The 14,953-nt window shown below is 36.3% G+C and carries 14 protein-coding genes; 9 read left to right on the forward strand and 5 right to left on the reverse strand.

Annotated elements, in window-relative coordinates; genetic code table 11:
* Positions 1–29: 29 nt before the first annotated feature.
* Complete coding sequence (locus BW724_RS01735) at positions 30–758, forward strand: response regulator transcription factor (protein ID WP_088073383.1); 729 nt, start codon at positions 30–32, stop codon at positions 756–758.
* Between the two features lie 62 nt (positions 759–820).
* Complete coding sequence (locus BW724_RS01740) at positions 821–1,576, forward strand: response regulator transcription factor (protein WP_235848870.1); 756 nt, start codon at positions 821–823, stop codon at positions 1,574–1,576.
* Between the two features lie 87 nt (positions 1,577–1,663).
* Here BW724_RS01740 and phnE (BW724_RS01745) read toward each other — a convergent pair whose 3' ends face one another.
* From phnE (BW724_RS01745) to phnD, 4 genes are all read right to left on the reverse strand, one after another.
* On the reverse strand, positions 1,664–2,464 hold the full coding sequence (gene phnE, locus BW724_RS01745; RefSeq protein WP_088073384.1) for a phosphonate ABC transporter, permease protein PhnE: 801 nt from the start codon (positions 2,462–2,464) through the stop codon (positions 1,664–1,666).
* Entirely contained in the window at positions 2,464–3,258 is a 795-nt protein-coding gene (phnE, locus tag BW724_RS01750; protein WP_088073385.1) for a phosphonate ABC transporter, permease protein PhnE, read from the reverse strand. Before phnE (BW724_RS01750) ends, phnE (BW724_RS01745) begins: the two co-directional genes overlap by 1 nt.
* Positions 3,251–4,027, reverse strand: coding sequence for a phosphonate ABC transporter ATP-binding protein (gene phnC, locus BW724_RS01755; protein ID WP_088073386.1), 777 nt, complete (start codon positions 4,025–4,027; stop codon positions 3,251–3,253). Before phnC ends, phnE (BW724_RS01750) begins: the two co-directional genes overlap by 8 nt.
* A gap of 137 nt (positions 4,028–4,164) precedes the next feature.
* Positions 4,165–5,178: a phosphate/phosphite/phosphonate ABC transporter substrate-binding protein gene (phnD, locus tag BW724_RS01760; RefSeq protein ID WP_088073387.1), complete on the reverse strand. Its 1,014-nt coding sequence runs from the start codon at positions 5,176–5,178 to the stop codon at positions 4,165–4,167.
* Positions 5,179–5,428: 250 nt separating this feature from the next.
* On the opposite strand from phnD, the gene BW724_RS01765 reads away from it, so the two are divergent.
* Both BW724_RS01765 and BW724_RS01770 read left to right on the forward strand, forming a co-directional pair.
* Positions 5,429–6,262 carry an HAD family hydrolase gene (locus BW724_RS01765; RefSeq protein WP_088077597.1) on the forward strand — a complete coding sequence of 278 codons (834 nt, stop codon included), beginning with the start codon at positions 5,429–5,431 and terminating at the stop codon, positions 6,260–6,262.
* A gap of 34 nt (positions 6,263–6,296) precedes the next feature.
* Positions 6,297–7,169, forward strand: coding sequence for an AraC family transcriptional regulator (locus tag BW724_RS01770; RefSeq protein WP_088073388.1), 873 nt, complete (start codon positions 6,297–6,299; stop codon positions 7,167–7,169).
* 168 nt (positions 7,170–7,337) lie between these two features.
* Here the strand turns inward: BW724_RS01770 and BW724_RS01780 are convergent, their stop codons facing one another.
* Positions 7,338–8,504, reverse strand: coding sequence for a glycoside hydrolase family 27 protein (locus BW724_RS01780; protein ID WP_088073390.1), 1,167 nt, complete (start codon positions 8,502–8,504; stop codon positions 7,338–7,340).
* A 539-nt stretch (positions 8,505–9,043) separates the two neighbouring features.
* On the opposite strand from BW724_RS01780, the gene BW724_RS01785 reads away from it, so the two are divergent.
* The 5 genes from BW724_RS01785 (at position 9,044) to essA (ending at position 14,944) form a co-directional block, all read left to right on the forward strand.
* Positions 9,044–9,445, forward strand: a complete 402-nt coding sequence (locus BW724_RS01785) for an RDD family protein (protein ID WP_088073391.1) — start codon at positions 9,044–9,046, stop codon at positions 9,443–9,445.
* A gap of 243 nt (positions 9,446–9,688) precedes the next feature.
* Positions 9,689–10,138 (forward strand): inner membrane protein YiaA, encoded by a 450-nt coding sequence (gene yiaA / locus BW724_RS01790; RefSeq protein WP_088077598.1) that lies wholly within the window; start codon positions 9,689–9,691, stop codon positions 10,136–10,138.
* A 335-nt stretch (positions 10,139–10,473) separates the two neighbouring features.
* Entirely contained in the window at positions 10,474–10,770 is a 297-nt protein-coding gene (locus tag BW724_RS01795; RefSeq protein ID WP_088073392.1) for a WXG100 family type VII secretion target, read from the forward strand.
* A gap of 210 nt (positions 10,771–10,980) precedes the next feature.
* Complete coding sequence (esaA, locus tag BW724_RS01800) at positions 10,981–14,484, forward strand: type VII secretion protein EsaA (protein WP_088073393.1); 3,504 nt, start codon at positions 10,981–10,983, stop codon at positions 14,482–14,484.
* Entirely contained in the window at positions 14,459–14,944 is a 486-nt protein-coding gene (gene essA / locus BW724_RS01805; protein ID WP_176371255.1) for a type VII secretion protein EssA, read from the forward strand. The genes esaA and essA overlap by 26 nt, the downstream gene beginning before the upstream one ends.
* The last annotated feature ends 9 nt before the right edge of the window (positions 14,945–14,953 follow it).

The raw sequence follows: 14,953 nt of genomic DNA on the forward strand, positions 1-14,953 counted from the left end.
ATGAGTATTGAGTTTTAGGGGGGATAAGATTGTCAAAGCATATTCTTATCGTAGAAGATGAAGAATCCATTGTTACATTGCTAAAGTATAATTTTGAAAAAAATGGTTTTCAAGTATCGATAGCTATGGACGGAAAAACGGCATATCACAAAGCAGTTCACGGAAAATTTGATTTAATTGTTCTGGATCTTATGTTGCCAGAAATGGATGGTTTAGAGGTTTGCAAACAGCTAAGACAGAGCAAGATTGTAACTCCGATTCTAATGCTAACAGCAAAAGAAGAGGAGTTTGATAAGGTAATTGGATTAGAACTTGGTGCAGATGACTATCTAACGAAACCGTTTAGTCCAAGAGAAGTTATAGCTAGAATAAGAGCTATTTTGAGAAGAGTACATAATGACAAGGAAATAGTAGAAAAGGTAAAGGCGCCCCTATTTAAAATTACTATTGGTGATTTAGAGATATACCCAGAAAACCATGAAATATACTTAAAAGGAAAATCTATTGAACTAACACAGAAGGAATATGAACTGATACTTTATTTAGCGAACCATCAAGATAAAGTTCTAACTAGGGACCAAATGTTAAATGCCATTTGGAATTTTGATTTTGTTGGAGATACAAGAATTGTAGATGTCCATATTAGTCATTTGCGGGAAAAAATCGAAGCTGAAACGAAAAAACCAGAGTATATCAAAACGATACGCGGGTTTGGATATAAGTTAGAAGCACCAGTTACACATGAGGAATTGTCATAGTAACAAATAATCTAACTAATCTAGTTCATAAATTATCAGTCTAGTTTAATGGGGCGTGATGAATGTTGGAACACTCGGTGTTAATATTAGATAATAATCAAGATCAAATTCTGAAAATGGAAAGTTATTTTAAGAAAATAGGATTTAATTTGTATAGTGTAAGTACAAGTAAAGATGCGCTCAAGTTCCTTCAGACGTTTACGCCAGCAGCAATTATTTTAGACATAAATATACCTACAATCAATGGTCTTGATCTATGTCGTGAATTAAGGTTTATCCAGAATGATTGGACTCCGATCATCATCATTTCCTCCAATGATGATGAATTAGATTCTGTACTTGGACTAGAGTTAGGCGCAGATGATTATATCATTAAGCCGATTCGTTATAAGGAATTAATTGCTAGGGTAAAATCTATTATTCGAAGGGGAAATCTATGTTGTCTAGGTAGACAAAAAGATGGTGATATGGAGAATAGTGAAGGTGGCCGCTTAACGAATGGGAATCTGACGCTCGAACCTGACTCTTTTATGTTTTATCTTGATGGTCAGCCAGTTGATTTGACGCGAAAGGAATATGAAATACTATTTTATTTAATTAGGAACAAAGGAAAGGTTTTATCCCGTTATAAACTGATGTGTGAACTATTAGGTGATGAAGATCCAGCTGATGAACGGGTTATTGACGTGTATATTAGTCGGATTAGGAAGAAAATTGAGCCTTCCAGACGTAATCCCATATACATTAAAACGGTCAGGAATATAGGATATATGATGAAAGATATTTCTTATTATAACAAAGGCTCTGTTAATGGATAATGTTGATTTTGAACATTGTTAAGGACACAACAAGTATCCCCCATTGTTGTGTCCTTTTCTGTGATTTCCTTTTTTGCTGAAACTTACTTATACAATTCTTTTTCTTATAAAAGCACTAAAATAGTCAATAGCCGTTACAACAATGATAATTATTAAAAGAATCATTCCAACTTCATCCCAGTTGCGATTAGCTGTTGCAATAGTAATTAAAGTACCAATACCTCCAGCACCGATAATTCCCAAGATAGTAGATGCACGAATATCAATTTCAAAACGATAAATTGCATATGATAAGAACTCAGGAACAATTTGTGGAATAATTCCATAAAACAATACTTGTATTTTATTAGCACCATTCGCTTCTAATGCCTCTACAACATGCATATCAATGGACTCAATAACTTCACTATATAATTTTCCAAGCATTCCTATTGATCCGATGGCAATTGCTAATACGCCAGCAAAGGGAGAAGGTCCGATCGCTGCAACGAACATTAAAGCTAATACAAGTTCTGGGAATGCTCGGATAGCATCTAGCGCCCCTTTTGACAGTATATTCAAAGTTTTACTCTTTGTAATATTACTTGCTGCAAAAAAACCAAAGGGCACCGCAAGAATTGCTGCGAGCAATGTACCAGTATAAGCCATCTGTATGGTTTGCCACATAAGGATCATCACCTTTTGAAAAGCATCCCAATCAGGTGAAAAGAGTTGAGGAATTACTCTTGAAAAATTAGTAATCGTACGTTCACTAAAAACACGTTCCCAACGTATGTCAATGGTAGAGAAAGTCCATATGTAAAGGGCAATTAAAGCTAATGCAATCATAATATTTCTAATGAGAATAGGGGTTGGACGTTTTTTCTTTGGTGGCATAACTAGTTCCATTAGACAAGTCTCTCCCTTATCTTATTACTTATATAATCGATAATAACAACAGCAACAAAAATGATGATAATAATCGTCATCACTCTTGGGTAATTAAAAAAACTAACTTGTTGCTGCAGAAGCAGGCCTATACCACCAGCACCAACAAAACCCAGTACAACTGAAGCACGAACATTCACTTCGAAAACATATAGAGTGAATGATACGAATTGTGGTAAAACTTGTGGTAGAACAGCAAACCAAATAACTTGCATAGTATTGCCTCCAGCAGCCCGAATAGCATCTATTGGGTTCATATCAATAGCTTCTATCGTTTCGTACATTAGTTTAGCTAAAATCCCTAAGGAAAAAATAAATAGCGCCATTATACCAGGGAAAACACCAACCCCAAAAATACCAACGAAAATGACTGCTAATAATATATCTGGGATAGTCCTAAGGATGTTCATTAGGAGACGGACAGGCATGTGAATCCAAGCATTAGGGAATAAGTTAGCAGCAGAAAGTAAAAATATTGGAATACTAACAAGAGCTGCAACGGTGGTTGCGATAATAGCCATTTGAATGGTTTCAGCTAGCTTCTCCCCAACTAGTGGTGCATAACTCCAGTTTGGAGGGAATAAGTCAACAGCAATTCGTTGAAACCCACTCCAACCATCAATAAAGTCCAAAATGGAAGACTCAGTTGCCCTAGATGTATAAATGTACATACCAATAACAGCAATTAATATAATCGTTATACGTAATTTTTCCTTTGTAGAGGTTAGCCCTTGTACTACTGTTTCACTATTCATTATCATGACCCCCTACAAGGTCATCCTCTCGTATTTTCCGGCCATAGATTTTTTCAAAAGTTTGTTCCGTTACTTCGCTTACGGGACCATCAAACACGATTTCTCCAGAACGCATACCGACAATGCGATCAGCGTATTCCATAGCCATGTCGATAAAATGGAGATTAACGATAGTAGTAATGTTATCTTCTTTATTAATTTTACGTAAATATTTCATTACTTGATGAGAGGTTGGAGGATCTAAACTAGCAACGGGTTCATCTGCTAGTACAATTTTAGGCTGTTGTGTTAGGACACGAGCTATTGCTACTCTTTGTTGTTGGCCACCACTTAGTTGATCAGCGCGTTGGTACAGTTTTTCGGCTATATTTACTCTATCTAAACTTTGGTAAGCTAAAGATACTTCTTCTTTTAAAAATAGATTTAATATACTTTTTACCGTTCCAGTATGTCCAAGGCGTCCAGATATTACGTTTCTCATAACTGTGGATCGCCTAACTAGATTATAGTTCTGAAAGATCATGCCAACTCTTGTTCTGAGCTTTCGTAGGTTACGATGATTATAGTTTAGAATATTATTACCCTCGATAAGTAATTCCCCATCTGTAGGAGTAACAAGGCGGTTCATACTACGGATTAATGTAGACTTACCAGCCCCAGACAAGCCGACGACTACGACAAATTCCCCCTGGTTTACTTTAAGATTTATATTTTTTAATCCTTGTGTCCCATTAGGATAAACAAGTGATACATCTTTAAATTCGATCATATGTGTACCTCTCTTTTAATGAATAGGTAGGTAAGGCTCACCTTTTTGTAATGGAAGAGCAAAAAAAAGGTGAGGCCGGGACTGTAAATACAAATCTGTCCCAGCCCCGGAAGTTTCATAGTGTCATTGTTTTCAGTTTAGTCTAGTGAGACACTATCAGAGAAGTATTCATATAGTGTACGTACTACATCATATTCACTGTCATTAGCAGTATCGATTCCAGTCCAGTTATATACTTCATCCATAATAGAAATCATATGTTCATCATCATTAAAAGAAAGAAATACTTCTGTAATTTTATTAATGTATTCAGCTGAGAAAGTGTTTGTATTCACACTGATGGTATCGTTAGGAATATCATTTGTGTACCCTATAACTCTAGTTTCTTCCATCATTTCAGGATAATCATCGACTAATCCAGTACGAGCATCGTCAAATGTTGTTGCAACATCTGCGTCCCCTTCAAAGACTGTAACAAGTGCGTTATCATGGCTTCCTGCTTGAATTAAGTCACCAAACCATCCCTCCACATCAGTCACACCGAATTCGTCCATAATTTGGGCTGCTGGAAATAAATATCCGCTTGTTGATGCTAAGTCAGGGAAAGCCCACACTTTACCTTCTAAATCAGCAAGTGATCCAATGTCAGAATCATTTCGGACAGTGTATTGTGCTTTGTATGTGGAACTCCCGTGACGGATTGACTTAAGAATCGCTTCAATATGATCATAACGCTCCGTAGCTAATACATAACCGAAGGCTGGAATGAAACCAATATGTACACGGTCATTTCCCATTGCTTCGACTAACGCCGTATAGTTTGTCATTACTTCACCACGGACACTAATTCCAAGCTCTTCTGAAAGACGTTCAGCAAGTGGAACTACCGTGTCAGCAATTTGATCAGAATCTTGAGATGGAACAAAACCCATCACAATTTCATCTGGTAGTGCATCATCTTCATTAGCCGGTTCTTCGTCTTTAACTTCCTCTTCGTCAGTAGGCACTTCTTCATCCGTTGAGTATTCAATAACATCTGATTGATCTCCAGCGGATGCTGTTGATTCTGTTACCTCTTCTTCACCACTACCACAAGCCACTAACGATAGTGCAAGTAGTGTTGAAAATAATGTTGTGTAAAGCTTCTTCATGAAACAATCCCTCACTTTTTGATAGTCTAGTCTTACGAGGAGAAGTATACATGAGAGTTTTAGAGAGTTTGATAAATTTACTAGATATTTATATATGTTTTACATACTTCATAAGAAACACAAAATAATTTCACAGAGTAGGGCAGAAACGATTTGTCCAAAACTGATATAATCATGAATTGAAGGCGATTTGTAGAGTTTTTTTTAGTTCTTAGATCAATTTAGGTGCAAAGGGATGTGTAATAAAGTGATGAAGGAAAAATTATACATTTTTGATTTAGATGGTACGCTTTATGAAGGAACAGACCACTTTGATTATTACGCTGATAGGCTATCGTTAGACGTACCGAAAGAAAAGCAACATGAGTTTTGGAAGGATTATGAGGAAATGAAGGCAGGGAAGCACCAGGTTTCAATTGGGAAGGCATATGATGTGAAAAATGATGCTGTTTTAACCATTGATCCAATGTCTTTAACGGTTATTAAAGCAGTTGATTGGGAAGGGAATTCATTAGATGTTTTAGCCGAAAAATATAGAGGGAAGCAAGTAAAGTTTGATTTTAAAGAGATGATTGCTATTGGAGATGGGTGGTGGCTTCCATTTGTATGTGCCGTTCATTACGGCGTTGAAGATTGCTATCCGAGGTATGTAGAAACAAAAGCATATATGTCCTCTGATCAATTTGAGTTAGAGAAAATACCTCATTTAAAATCTTTTTTAAATCAGTTGAAAGAAGAAGCTACAATCGTTTTAATAACAAATAGTGATGAAGAGGACGTACGTCGCTTATTAACTGAACTTGATTTAGATGGCGTATTTCATGAAGTTATTACTTCAGCAAAGAAACCAACAAAAACAACTGCTTATTTTGAAGAGTTAAAAAAGAAATTCAATATAGAAGCTGATGAAATAGTGTCCATTGGCGATAACTTTATAAATGAAATTGCGCCAGCACTATTGTTGGGAATGAATGCAGTTTATATTTCGGAACACATTGATCAAACGGAACACCATAACCTTATCCAAGTAAAAAGGATAAGTGAATGGATAGAACTTATGGAGCAAAGTAAAAAGAGAAGGTAATTCAGTAGAATTCTAGAAAGGTGGTTTGTGGATAATGGAAAGTCGAAATAACGATATAGGTATTAACTTCATGAACCATTCACAATCCAGTAATCATTTGACGTTTATAAATAAAGGATATAAGCCCTCTAATTCACATAAATGGGGACCTGGTGTACGTGATATTTATGCGTTGCACTATATTACAAGGGGAAAAGGAGTCTTAGAGACAAGGTACGGTACTTATCAACTAAAGACTGGGGATAGCTTTATTATATTTCCACATATGGAGATCTACTACTACCCAGATAGTCAGGATCCTTGGGAGTATGTGTGGGTTGAATTTAATGGGGATGAAGTTATGCAACTGTTATCGTGGACGATGCTGTCTCCTAAGAAACCTGTTGTTCCAGTATGTGAAATCAATCTAAGGCCATTCTATGAAATTGAGGATAATGTAAACGATAGGCCATATAAGACAATACGTTCTGATGCTAAGTTACGTTTGCTACTTTCTTATTATATGGAGTACTATCCAAACGATATGGTAACTGATCAAACGGATTATGTAGGCATGGCGAAGAATTACATTCATAATAATTATTGGAAAAACGCAATGAAGGTATCGGACATTGTGGACATCGTCAAGGTTGATAGGAGCTATTTGTTTCGTTTGTTTAAAGAGGATACGGGCATGTCTATCTCTGCTTATTTGACGAAGTATAGAATTCAACGGGCGTGCGAACTTTTGAAAACGTCTGATCTGTCTATTAAAACGGTGGCTTATTCTGTAGGGTATAGAGATCAGTTGTATTTCTCGAAAATATTTAAAAAGGCAACATCATATGCTCCTTCAGAATATATGATGTTGCCTCAAGACAATCCAGAGGATCACCGAAATAAGACACACATTCCAGAGTCTCTATAATATTTAATTAACTCTTCAATAGGTTCACGTCCGCAATCTAATTTTTCCCCTAGGCAATCAATACATAAAAAATCATTGGCTGTTCTAGAGACTAATTTCAAGTAGATGGCAACATCATCTGTTTGGAGAGGGACTCGGCACTTTCGGCAAGCACGGTTGCTGCTCAACTTATTTGACCAACTTTGCTCGGACAACTAAACAGTCACGTGCTGGAACAGTAGGTGCAAATCGTTCTGTAAATTTTCCAAGTTCCTTGTGCTCCATGCAGTCATACAGGTCTAAAGAAAAACCAGACGCGTATGGAAGTCCGAGATCCCAAAATTGTAATGAAATTTCTCTTTGCGTGTCGCTCAAGTTAAAGAAACCGATGGCAAGGTCACCGTCTGTGAGAACTTTGACAAGCATAAAAACTTCGTCTGTATGGAACCACTGTGGCTCTGGCTTAATACGATAAGCACCTCTTCCTTCAACATCCTGATTGATTTTAATGAGTTCAGGGTTTAATAGAATATCCTTCGTGACACTATTAGCATTTCGGATATCACAACCGATCATAAGAGGGGAGCCCATCATACTCCATAAAGCAAAATGCGTTTTGTACTCATTGTCACTGCAACCGCCAATTTTACTACCGATATAACCATCGTTACTTCCACCGTACATTCCCACAATAAGCATATCCATATCATTATGGCAGAAGGCACCGGTGTAACGTGCTTTATCAAGCTGGGAGAGGGTTAAATTTTTAATTGACTCCCAGTTATCTGTAATGTCGCCAGTCGATCGATACATATGGGCACCAGATTCACGAATCCAGTGGTACACATTATCTTCGCCCCAGTTACAAGCGGAAAACAAAATGTCTCTTCCACAATTTTTAAGGGCGAGACTCATTCGTTTATATAACAGTTCCCCTGACATACTCCGAGGTTTAAAGCAGTAATCATATTTTAAAAAGTCAACGCCCCATTCGGCTAATAATTGTGCGTCTTGAAATTCGTGTTCAAAGCTCCCTGGAAAGCCTGCGCAAGTATGGGTACCTACGCATGAATACATACCAAACTTTAGACCTCTTTCGTGAATATAGTCTGCGAGTGCTTTCATACCGCTTGGAAATTTCTTCGGATCAGGCACTAAATTACCTTCAGCATCCCTTTCTTTTAAACTCCAACAGTCATCAATCACGATGTATTCATATCCAGCATCCTTATATCCCTCTGAAACAAATCGGTCTGCTACATCTCGAATCAGTTGTTCATTAATGTCCCAGGTAAAGGTGTTCCATGAATTCCAACCCATAGGAGGTCTTAAACCTAGTAACTCATGTTTGTCCATAATTAACATTCATCCTTTCTTGAATCGTCGAATTTAGTTAGTGTCATAAAAAACTGAGCATTGTTATGTGTTATTAAACCATGTATTGCTTAATTCAGCTATAGCTTGATGTTGCTTGTATATGGATAATTGTTGTTTCTTAACTAGGGGACAGGATCCTGACATGTATTAAAGGAAAACTCTATTCTGAAGATAGTGAAGCACTATGTTGGACTGTAAAAACATAGATAATGGTGTGGTGACGAAGCTATCCATAATTATTTGTAGCTGTCTGGTAGAGTATAGACGGACTTCCAAAAAGCGAGGGAACAATGAAGTGCAGCTCATAGTGCAAAAATAGTGACTAGGTAAAAAATAATAGATTAACCCAATATTCTATAATGCTATTTTACTAATTATGGAAGACTAGGATAAGAGATTAGCAGAATTTAGGTAAAAGTACATAGAAAAAAATGGTAATTTTTACATATTCAAAATTCCAAAATAAGTAAATAAAATAAAGTGGAAATGATTGTAATTTTAGATAGGGGGTGTTTTTTATGGGGGATGATGTAAGGTATGTTGGATTTTGGAGAAGGTATTTAGCATTTTTAATCGATAATATATTCTCTACTACTTTATCTATAGTTGCAGTATTACTTTCTCCAGCTGATGAAACAGTCATCACCTTTGTTCTTTTGATAGTGGTGCTTATTGTTTTTACTTACCACATTGTAATGCCTAGTGCTTCTTTACAGGCTACTTTTGGGAAATACATTCTAGGAATGAAAATAGTGGGTCTTAATGGAGAACGAATTACAATTTGGAGATCAATGGGACGACTTTTTTCCCAGTTCATTTCTAGCATTATGTATGTTGGTTATATCATGATTGCTTTTATGGAAAAGAAAACAGGTCTGCATGATTTAATTGCTAGTACTTACGTTGTTATGAGGGACTGAACGTATGAAGAAACTTCTCATAGTATAACTAAACTACTGAGAAGTTTCTTTTTGTTTAATAAAGACTCGAGTGTAAAATGTATTAATATTACAAAATTACCTTTATTTTATTTCTAACTAGAATTATAATATCTAATTGTATGATAAATTGAAATTATCAGAATAATATCTTCGTGAGGGGAAAGGGTGCACCAAATAAATCGTAGAGGAGGAATTTAATTGTCAGAGGAAAAAGAAGTGATCATGGAGGATATGGATAAGCCTCGAATTCGAGTAAAAGTGGAGAGAAAAGAGGGAGAACCGACGGCTGCTTTTAAAGGAGCATCTTGGGCAGCATTAATAATTGGAGCTTCTGCATATGCCATTGGATTGTTTAATGCGTCAATGGAGTTGAATGAAAAAGGATATTACTTTGCTGTTTTAGTCTTTGGTCTATATGCTGCAGTTTCTCTTCAGAAGGCTGTTCGTGACCGTGATGAGGGCATTCCTGTTACAAGTATTTATTATGGTATTAGCTGGTTCGCGCTAATCGTAGCAATATCATTAATGGGAATAGGCTTATATAACGCTGGCAGCATTATCTTAAGTGAAAAAGGATTTTTTGGAATGGCGTTTGTCTTAACCTTATTCGCAGCCATTACCGTTCAAAAGAACGTTCGAGATACACAAAGGGCAAGAGACATTGAAGAGTAAAATCTTCTAAATTTACTTATTAATACTTCAAGCGAAACGGACTTCCTGCATTATAGGAAGTCCGTTTTTAATTTGAAAGTGTGTAGGTTACCTTTTCATGGGTTTCAAATCAATCATATTAGTACTAACTACATAGGTGTAAAGGCGCGAATAGAGGATAATAACCATTAAAAAAGATAGAGAAGTTAGTCAAAAATCCTCATTTTCAGAAAATTATAAAAACCAGATTGACAATATATGTATATAAGCTTACCATAATTTAGTAGTTATATGGGTTTTTATCCCACCCCCTCATTAAAAGAGGGAAAACTATTAACTAGAGGAGATGAGTAAAGATGGCAGGACAAATTCGTATGACCCCAGATCAGTTGCAAGCAAAAGCAAAACGATATGGTCAAGGTTCACAGCAGGTTGATCAAGTTTTAAGAGAACTGTCAAACCTACAAGAGGAATTAAGAGGGGAATGGGAAGGGCGTGCTTTCCAACGTTTTGATGACCAATTTAGGGAGTTAAGTCCAAAAATCCAGGACTTTTCACGATTGCTGCAAGAGATTGAAATGCAGTTAGTTAAAACTGCAGAAGCAGTGGCACAACAAGATGAAGCTCTATCACAAAATTTTGGTCTTCGATAATAGTTTCTGAAGGTCGAAATTCCATTTGTGATGGTCATACTTACAGAGCTACACGACCAAAGTTGTGTAGCTCAATTTTCCTTTCTCATCTAAAACAGTATTCTTCTCTGCAATTATGAATAATTTATTCCTTAGTTACTACCAACTACTTATGAAAAAGCAAAGCAATATATAAATATATTTTGTAATTTACCAGGAGTGAAAACCAAAATGAAGAAGAAAAAATCCCCAATCATCTTATTATTTGTTTTGATACTGCTACTAATATCCGGCTTATCATATTTTGCATTAAATCCTGTATCAAAAACAGCAACAGTTGATGGGACACAATTAATGACAGTTGCATTGGTAAATGAGGATGAAGGAGCTACATTTAATAATAATTTCCTGTCATTTGGAAATGCATTTGTTAGAAGCTTGGATAACAATGATGAGCATGAATGGTTTGTTGTCAGCCGCGGCGTTGCTGAAAGTGGTTTAGAGCGCCAAGTATACGACATGATGATTGTTATTCCAAATGATTTTACCAGGAAAGCATTATCTATTGAGTCAGAATCGCCAGAACGTGTAACTCTCGACTATAAAATCAATGCTTCAGGAAATGATGAAGTAAGACCACAAGCAGAAAAGACGGCAAGTCAAATCCTGAATGACTTTAATCGTAGAATAATAGACGTCTATTTTGCAAGTGTGATAGGGAATTTACAAGAAGCTCAAGATAGTATTGCCTCCATCGTTGATAACTATGGTTTATATGTAGATACATATAATACCGATGTAAATACGCCACTTGCTAACTATACGAACCAATTCGAGTCTGTTAAAGGTTACACAGAACTCTCGAAAACTAACTTTGATCAATTAGATAACAGAATCCATTCATTTCAGGATTATTTAGTCGAAAATGCGAGTTCGTACCATGACTTTTTATCGAACTTAAATGAGGTTTCAGATAAAAAGGAAGAGACTAGTACACTTTCCACAGAATACTTTAATTCTCTAAGTGAATTTGATGCAGCTCTTCGAGAACAAAATATTCAAGAGCAATTAAATAACTTACAGCAGGCGAACAATCATATTAATTCTCAATTTCAGTTAAATGAAAACATGATGTCAGGTTCCATTGTAGCAGACACAATTAACCTTCAATCATTTATTAATCGAGCCAATGAACTTGTTAGACAGACAGAAGAAAATCTGATTGGAACGTTAGAATCTGATTTGAAATCAAAAGTAAGAAGGCAATTATCTAGTATTCTTGCAGAGTCATTTAATAAAGAATTTGTAAACTTAAATTCACTACTAGATAGTCCTGATAAAAATGTGCATGACGCAATCCAAAGACAAATAAATCAGCTGCCTTCATTGTCTGAAAAAGACATTGACGAATCTGGATTATCGGAAGAGACGACAACAGAGTTAAAGAATGTCATTGCAGTGACCAATAAATATATGAATGAGTTTAATTTTAAACCAGGGGAACAAGATGATTCGAAGCTCCTTTCCCGTCAAATTAGAGATATAAAACAACGCTTTGCTGATACGGGTGTTATGATGTCAGATTCGGTCCAACTTCCTAAAAATAGGAAGCCTGGGCAAACCTTTGAGTTAACTATCCCAGATGTATATGAGATACAGGGTCTTTGGATTACCCTTCCAAATGGAGAAGAAGAAGAATATACAAATATATACTTAGAGAAAGGTAAATTAAATTTACCTGCTAATGATGAAGGTGTGTTTACAGTTCGAATCAACCTTCGTTTACTGGATGCTGACAGTAATATAGATGTGTTCCAACCAGCTACATGGAGTTGGAAAATGAAACAGAAAAATATTGATGATATAGATAATCCAGACCAAATTAGTGATCCTGTTGACAATGAACCAGCTCCAGAAAATGGAGAGCCTGAACAAGAAGAGGGTTCCTCAAATGAAGAAGTAGCGGAAGAAGAATCTGAAATGGATTCTGAAGAAAAAGCAAATAGTAACGATGACCGACGACCTCAGAGTGAAGAATCTTCTCAAACCGATGAAGAAGGAAGGACAGAAGAAGAGGGAAGTAATGAGGAAGAAGAAAGCAATGAAGAGGAAGGTAATGATGAAGAAGGAAATATTGATGAAGATGAAGACAGCAATGAGAACGGGGAGTCCGATGGTGATTCAAGTGACGAAGAGAACGGGGATTCAAACGACGATGAAGAAAACGAAAAACCAGAAATTATAAGAGTTAAGGTAGTAAATAATTATATTTACCACCGTGTGATGTCTCCTTTACTCGATGAACCTACACAGCTGTTAATAAACGCTGCAGATAGCACTGTTAGGGACTATCAGAAAATGATCCTGCTGTATGAAATCTATTTCGGTATTGATATGAGAGATGAAGAATTAAGAGAGTGGCTAGGGGACAAATCATTAACAGATTTATCAACGGAATCCTCTCTTTACTATCTATTTAATCATAAAGAATTAGATGAATTACTAACAAACTACTTTGTAAAAAGGGTAACAGATGGTGTTGCAAAAGAGATTAGGAGACCATTAGAAGATTTTCGTGAGCAGGTTACTGCTTATCGTCAACACATAGACGCAACGGAAGATAAAATGGATCAATTGGCAGAAAAAGTTGGAAGTACAATGGAGCAAGCCCTCGTTATGAATACCGCCTTAACGGAAGTGTTGGAAAACGTGGAGGATTGGCGTCGGGAGAGCATGAGGCTCCTAGAAGAACAACAACAACTTCAAGCTGTTGGTAGTGAAGAGCAGACAGCGGTCATGACGTTAGAAAGCAATTTTCAGCCACTTTTAAGTACTAGTGAATTACTTGCTGAGCAAGCAAGTGATAATAGAAATGAAGCTGAAAATGTTTATCAAACTTTTGAAATGATTGATAACCAGGCGAATGCTATTCAAGAAAGTGGTGTTGGTCTAGTTTCACAGGCAGAACGGTTAGGGGAGGATCTGACAAACCAGATACTTGAAGATGAGGTTTTTGTAGAAAACTTTGCTGGTGTCCTTTCTAACAGTCGAATTGGGGAAAGGCAAAATGAAGATTTATTCGATTTCCTTTCTAACCCAGTGGAAACTAATAATCAAGGAACAATTGTATCAGGAGATACGTTTACACCTTATTTTTTAGTGCTGATCATTTTTATAGTTGCACTATTCACTGGCTATGTCATTGCAGCAAACTATCATAAGGAAAATGAAAAAGACACGTTTGAATCGAAGCAAAGCCTTGTCTCCCGCAATACACCTATTACGGTTTTAACATTGGTTACTGGGTTAGTAGAAGGACTATTAATCGGGATAATCTCCAGTTATTTTTTAGGTCTTACTGGAGCAAATATGATTAGTTATATTTTCTTGACGACTTTTATTACCTTGATGATTCTTCTAGCTGCTACCTATTTGTTAAGGCAGTTAAAAACGGTTGGGATGTTTGTCTTACTTGTAGTTTTGAGTATGTATCTATTTTCTTCTAGAGCAATTGGAACTAATAATCTAGGTGCTGGAGCTTTACGTGATATTTCACCTTTGGAATATATAGAAAGGTGGATAACTAGTTCTATTGATAGTTCGGCAAATTATTTAACAATGATCCTTATTATCATTGGAATATCAATTGTTTTGCTAGTAGCCAATTTAATAGTATTTAACCTCGGATCTCGAAATGGAGAGTTGGATGATGATTCAAAGGCTAAAGCGAGTTAATATAGTTTTCTGTTTTCTATTGGTATGGTTGTTTTCCCCTTTGCTAGTATTTGGTGAAGACTCACCAGAGGAAAGGGGAAAAATGAATCTTGAGGTGGATCGGATTAATACAAATTCCAATAGTAATAATCAAAGGATTACTTTAACAGAATTGGAACGAAATCTCCCTGATTTGTTCACTGTAGGTACGTTGGAAAAAATTAATTATAAACAATTGGAAGAAGACAAATGGTTGGAAGAACTGCAAGGGGCACTGTTTCAAGCAGAAGTGAATACTGACCAGCAATTGGAAGAGGTTCAAGCAGCATTGTTTACTGAAGAATATACAGTAACAACTACCTCCACTACAGCTCCGCAGGAAGAAGAAGGAGGTAGCCAAACGATCCTTTTTGGTTTTTTAACTCTCGTTTCTATTGTTGGTGGAGCTGTGTATTTGATGTTGGAAAAAGTACTGGATTAGGGGTTTTGT

This window comes from Litchfieldia alkalitelluris, from assembly GCF_002153425.1.
Taxonomy (GTDB): Bacteria; Bacillota; Bacilli; order Bacillales; family Salisediminibacteriaceae; genus Evansella; species Evansella alkalicola.

Excerpts from the sequence above, each read along its gene's own strand:
- BW724_RS01740 (WP_235848870.1), top strand. The coding sequence starts at position 821 with ATGTTGGAACACTCGGTGTTAATATTAGATAATAATCAAGATCAAATT.
- phnE (WP_088073384.1), bottom strand. The coding sequence starts at position 2,464 with ATGGAACTAGTTATGCCACCAAAGAAAAAACGTCCAACCCCTATTCTC.
- phnE (WP_088073385.1), bottom strand. The coding sequence starts at position 3,258 with ATGAATAGTGAAACAGTAGTACAAGGGCTAACCTCTACAAAGGAAAAA.
- phnC (WP_088073386.1), bottom strand. The coding sequence starts at position 4,027 with ATGATCGAATTTAAAGATGTATCACTTGTTTATCCTAATGGGACACAA.
- phnD (WP_088073387.1), bottom strand. The coding sequence starts at position 5,178 with ATGAAGAAGCTTTACACAACATTATTTTCAACACTACTTGCACTATCG.
- BW724_RS01765 (WP_088077597.1), top strand. The coding sequence starts at position 5,429 with ATGAAGGAAAAATTATACATTTTTGATTTAGATGGTACGCTTTATGAA.
- BW724_RS01770 (WP_088073388.1), top strand. The coding sequence starts at position 6,297 with ATGGAAAGTCGAAATAACGATATAGGTATTAACTTCATGAACCATTCA.
- BW724_RS01780 (WP_088073390.1), bottom strand. The coding sequence starts at position 8,504 with ATGGACAAACATGAGTTACTAGGTTTAAGACCTCCTATGGGTTGGAAT.
- BW724_RS01785 (WP_088073391.1), top strand. The coding sequence starts at position 9,044 with ATGGGGGATGATGTAAGGTATGTTGGATTTTGGAGAAGGTATTTAGCA.
- yiaA (WP_088077598.1), top strand. The coding sequence starts at position 9,689 with ATGGAGGATATGGATAAGCCTCGAATTCGAGTAAAAGTGGAGAGAAAA.
- BW724_RS01795 (WP_088073392.1), top strand. The coding sequence starts at position 10,474 with ATGGCAGGACAAATTCGTATGACCCCAGATCAGTTGCAAGCAAAAGCA.
- esaA (WP_088073393.1), top strand. The coding sequence starts at position 10,981 with ATGAAGAAGAAAAAATCCCCAATCATCTTATTATTTGTTTTGATACTG.
- essA (WP_176371255.1), top strand. The coding sequence starts at position 14,459 with ATGATTCAAAGGCTAAAGCGAGTTAATATAGTTTTCTGTTTTCTATTG.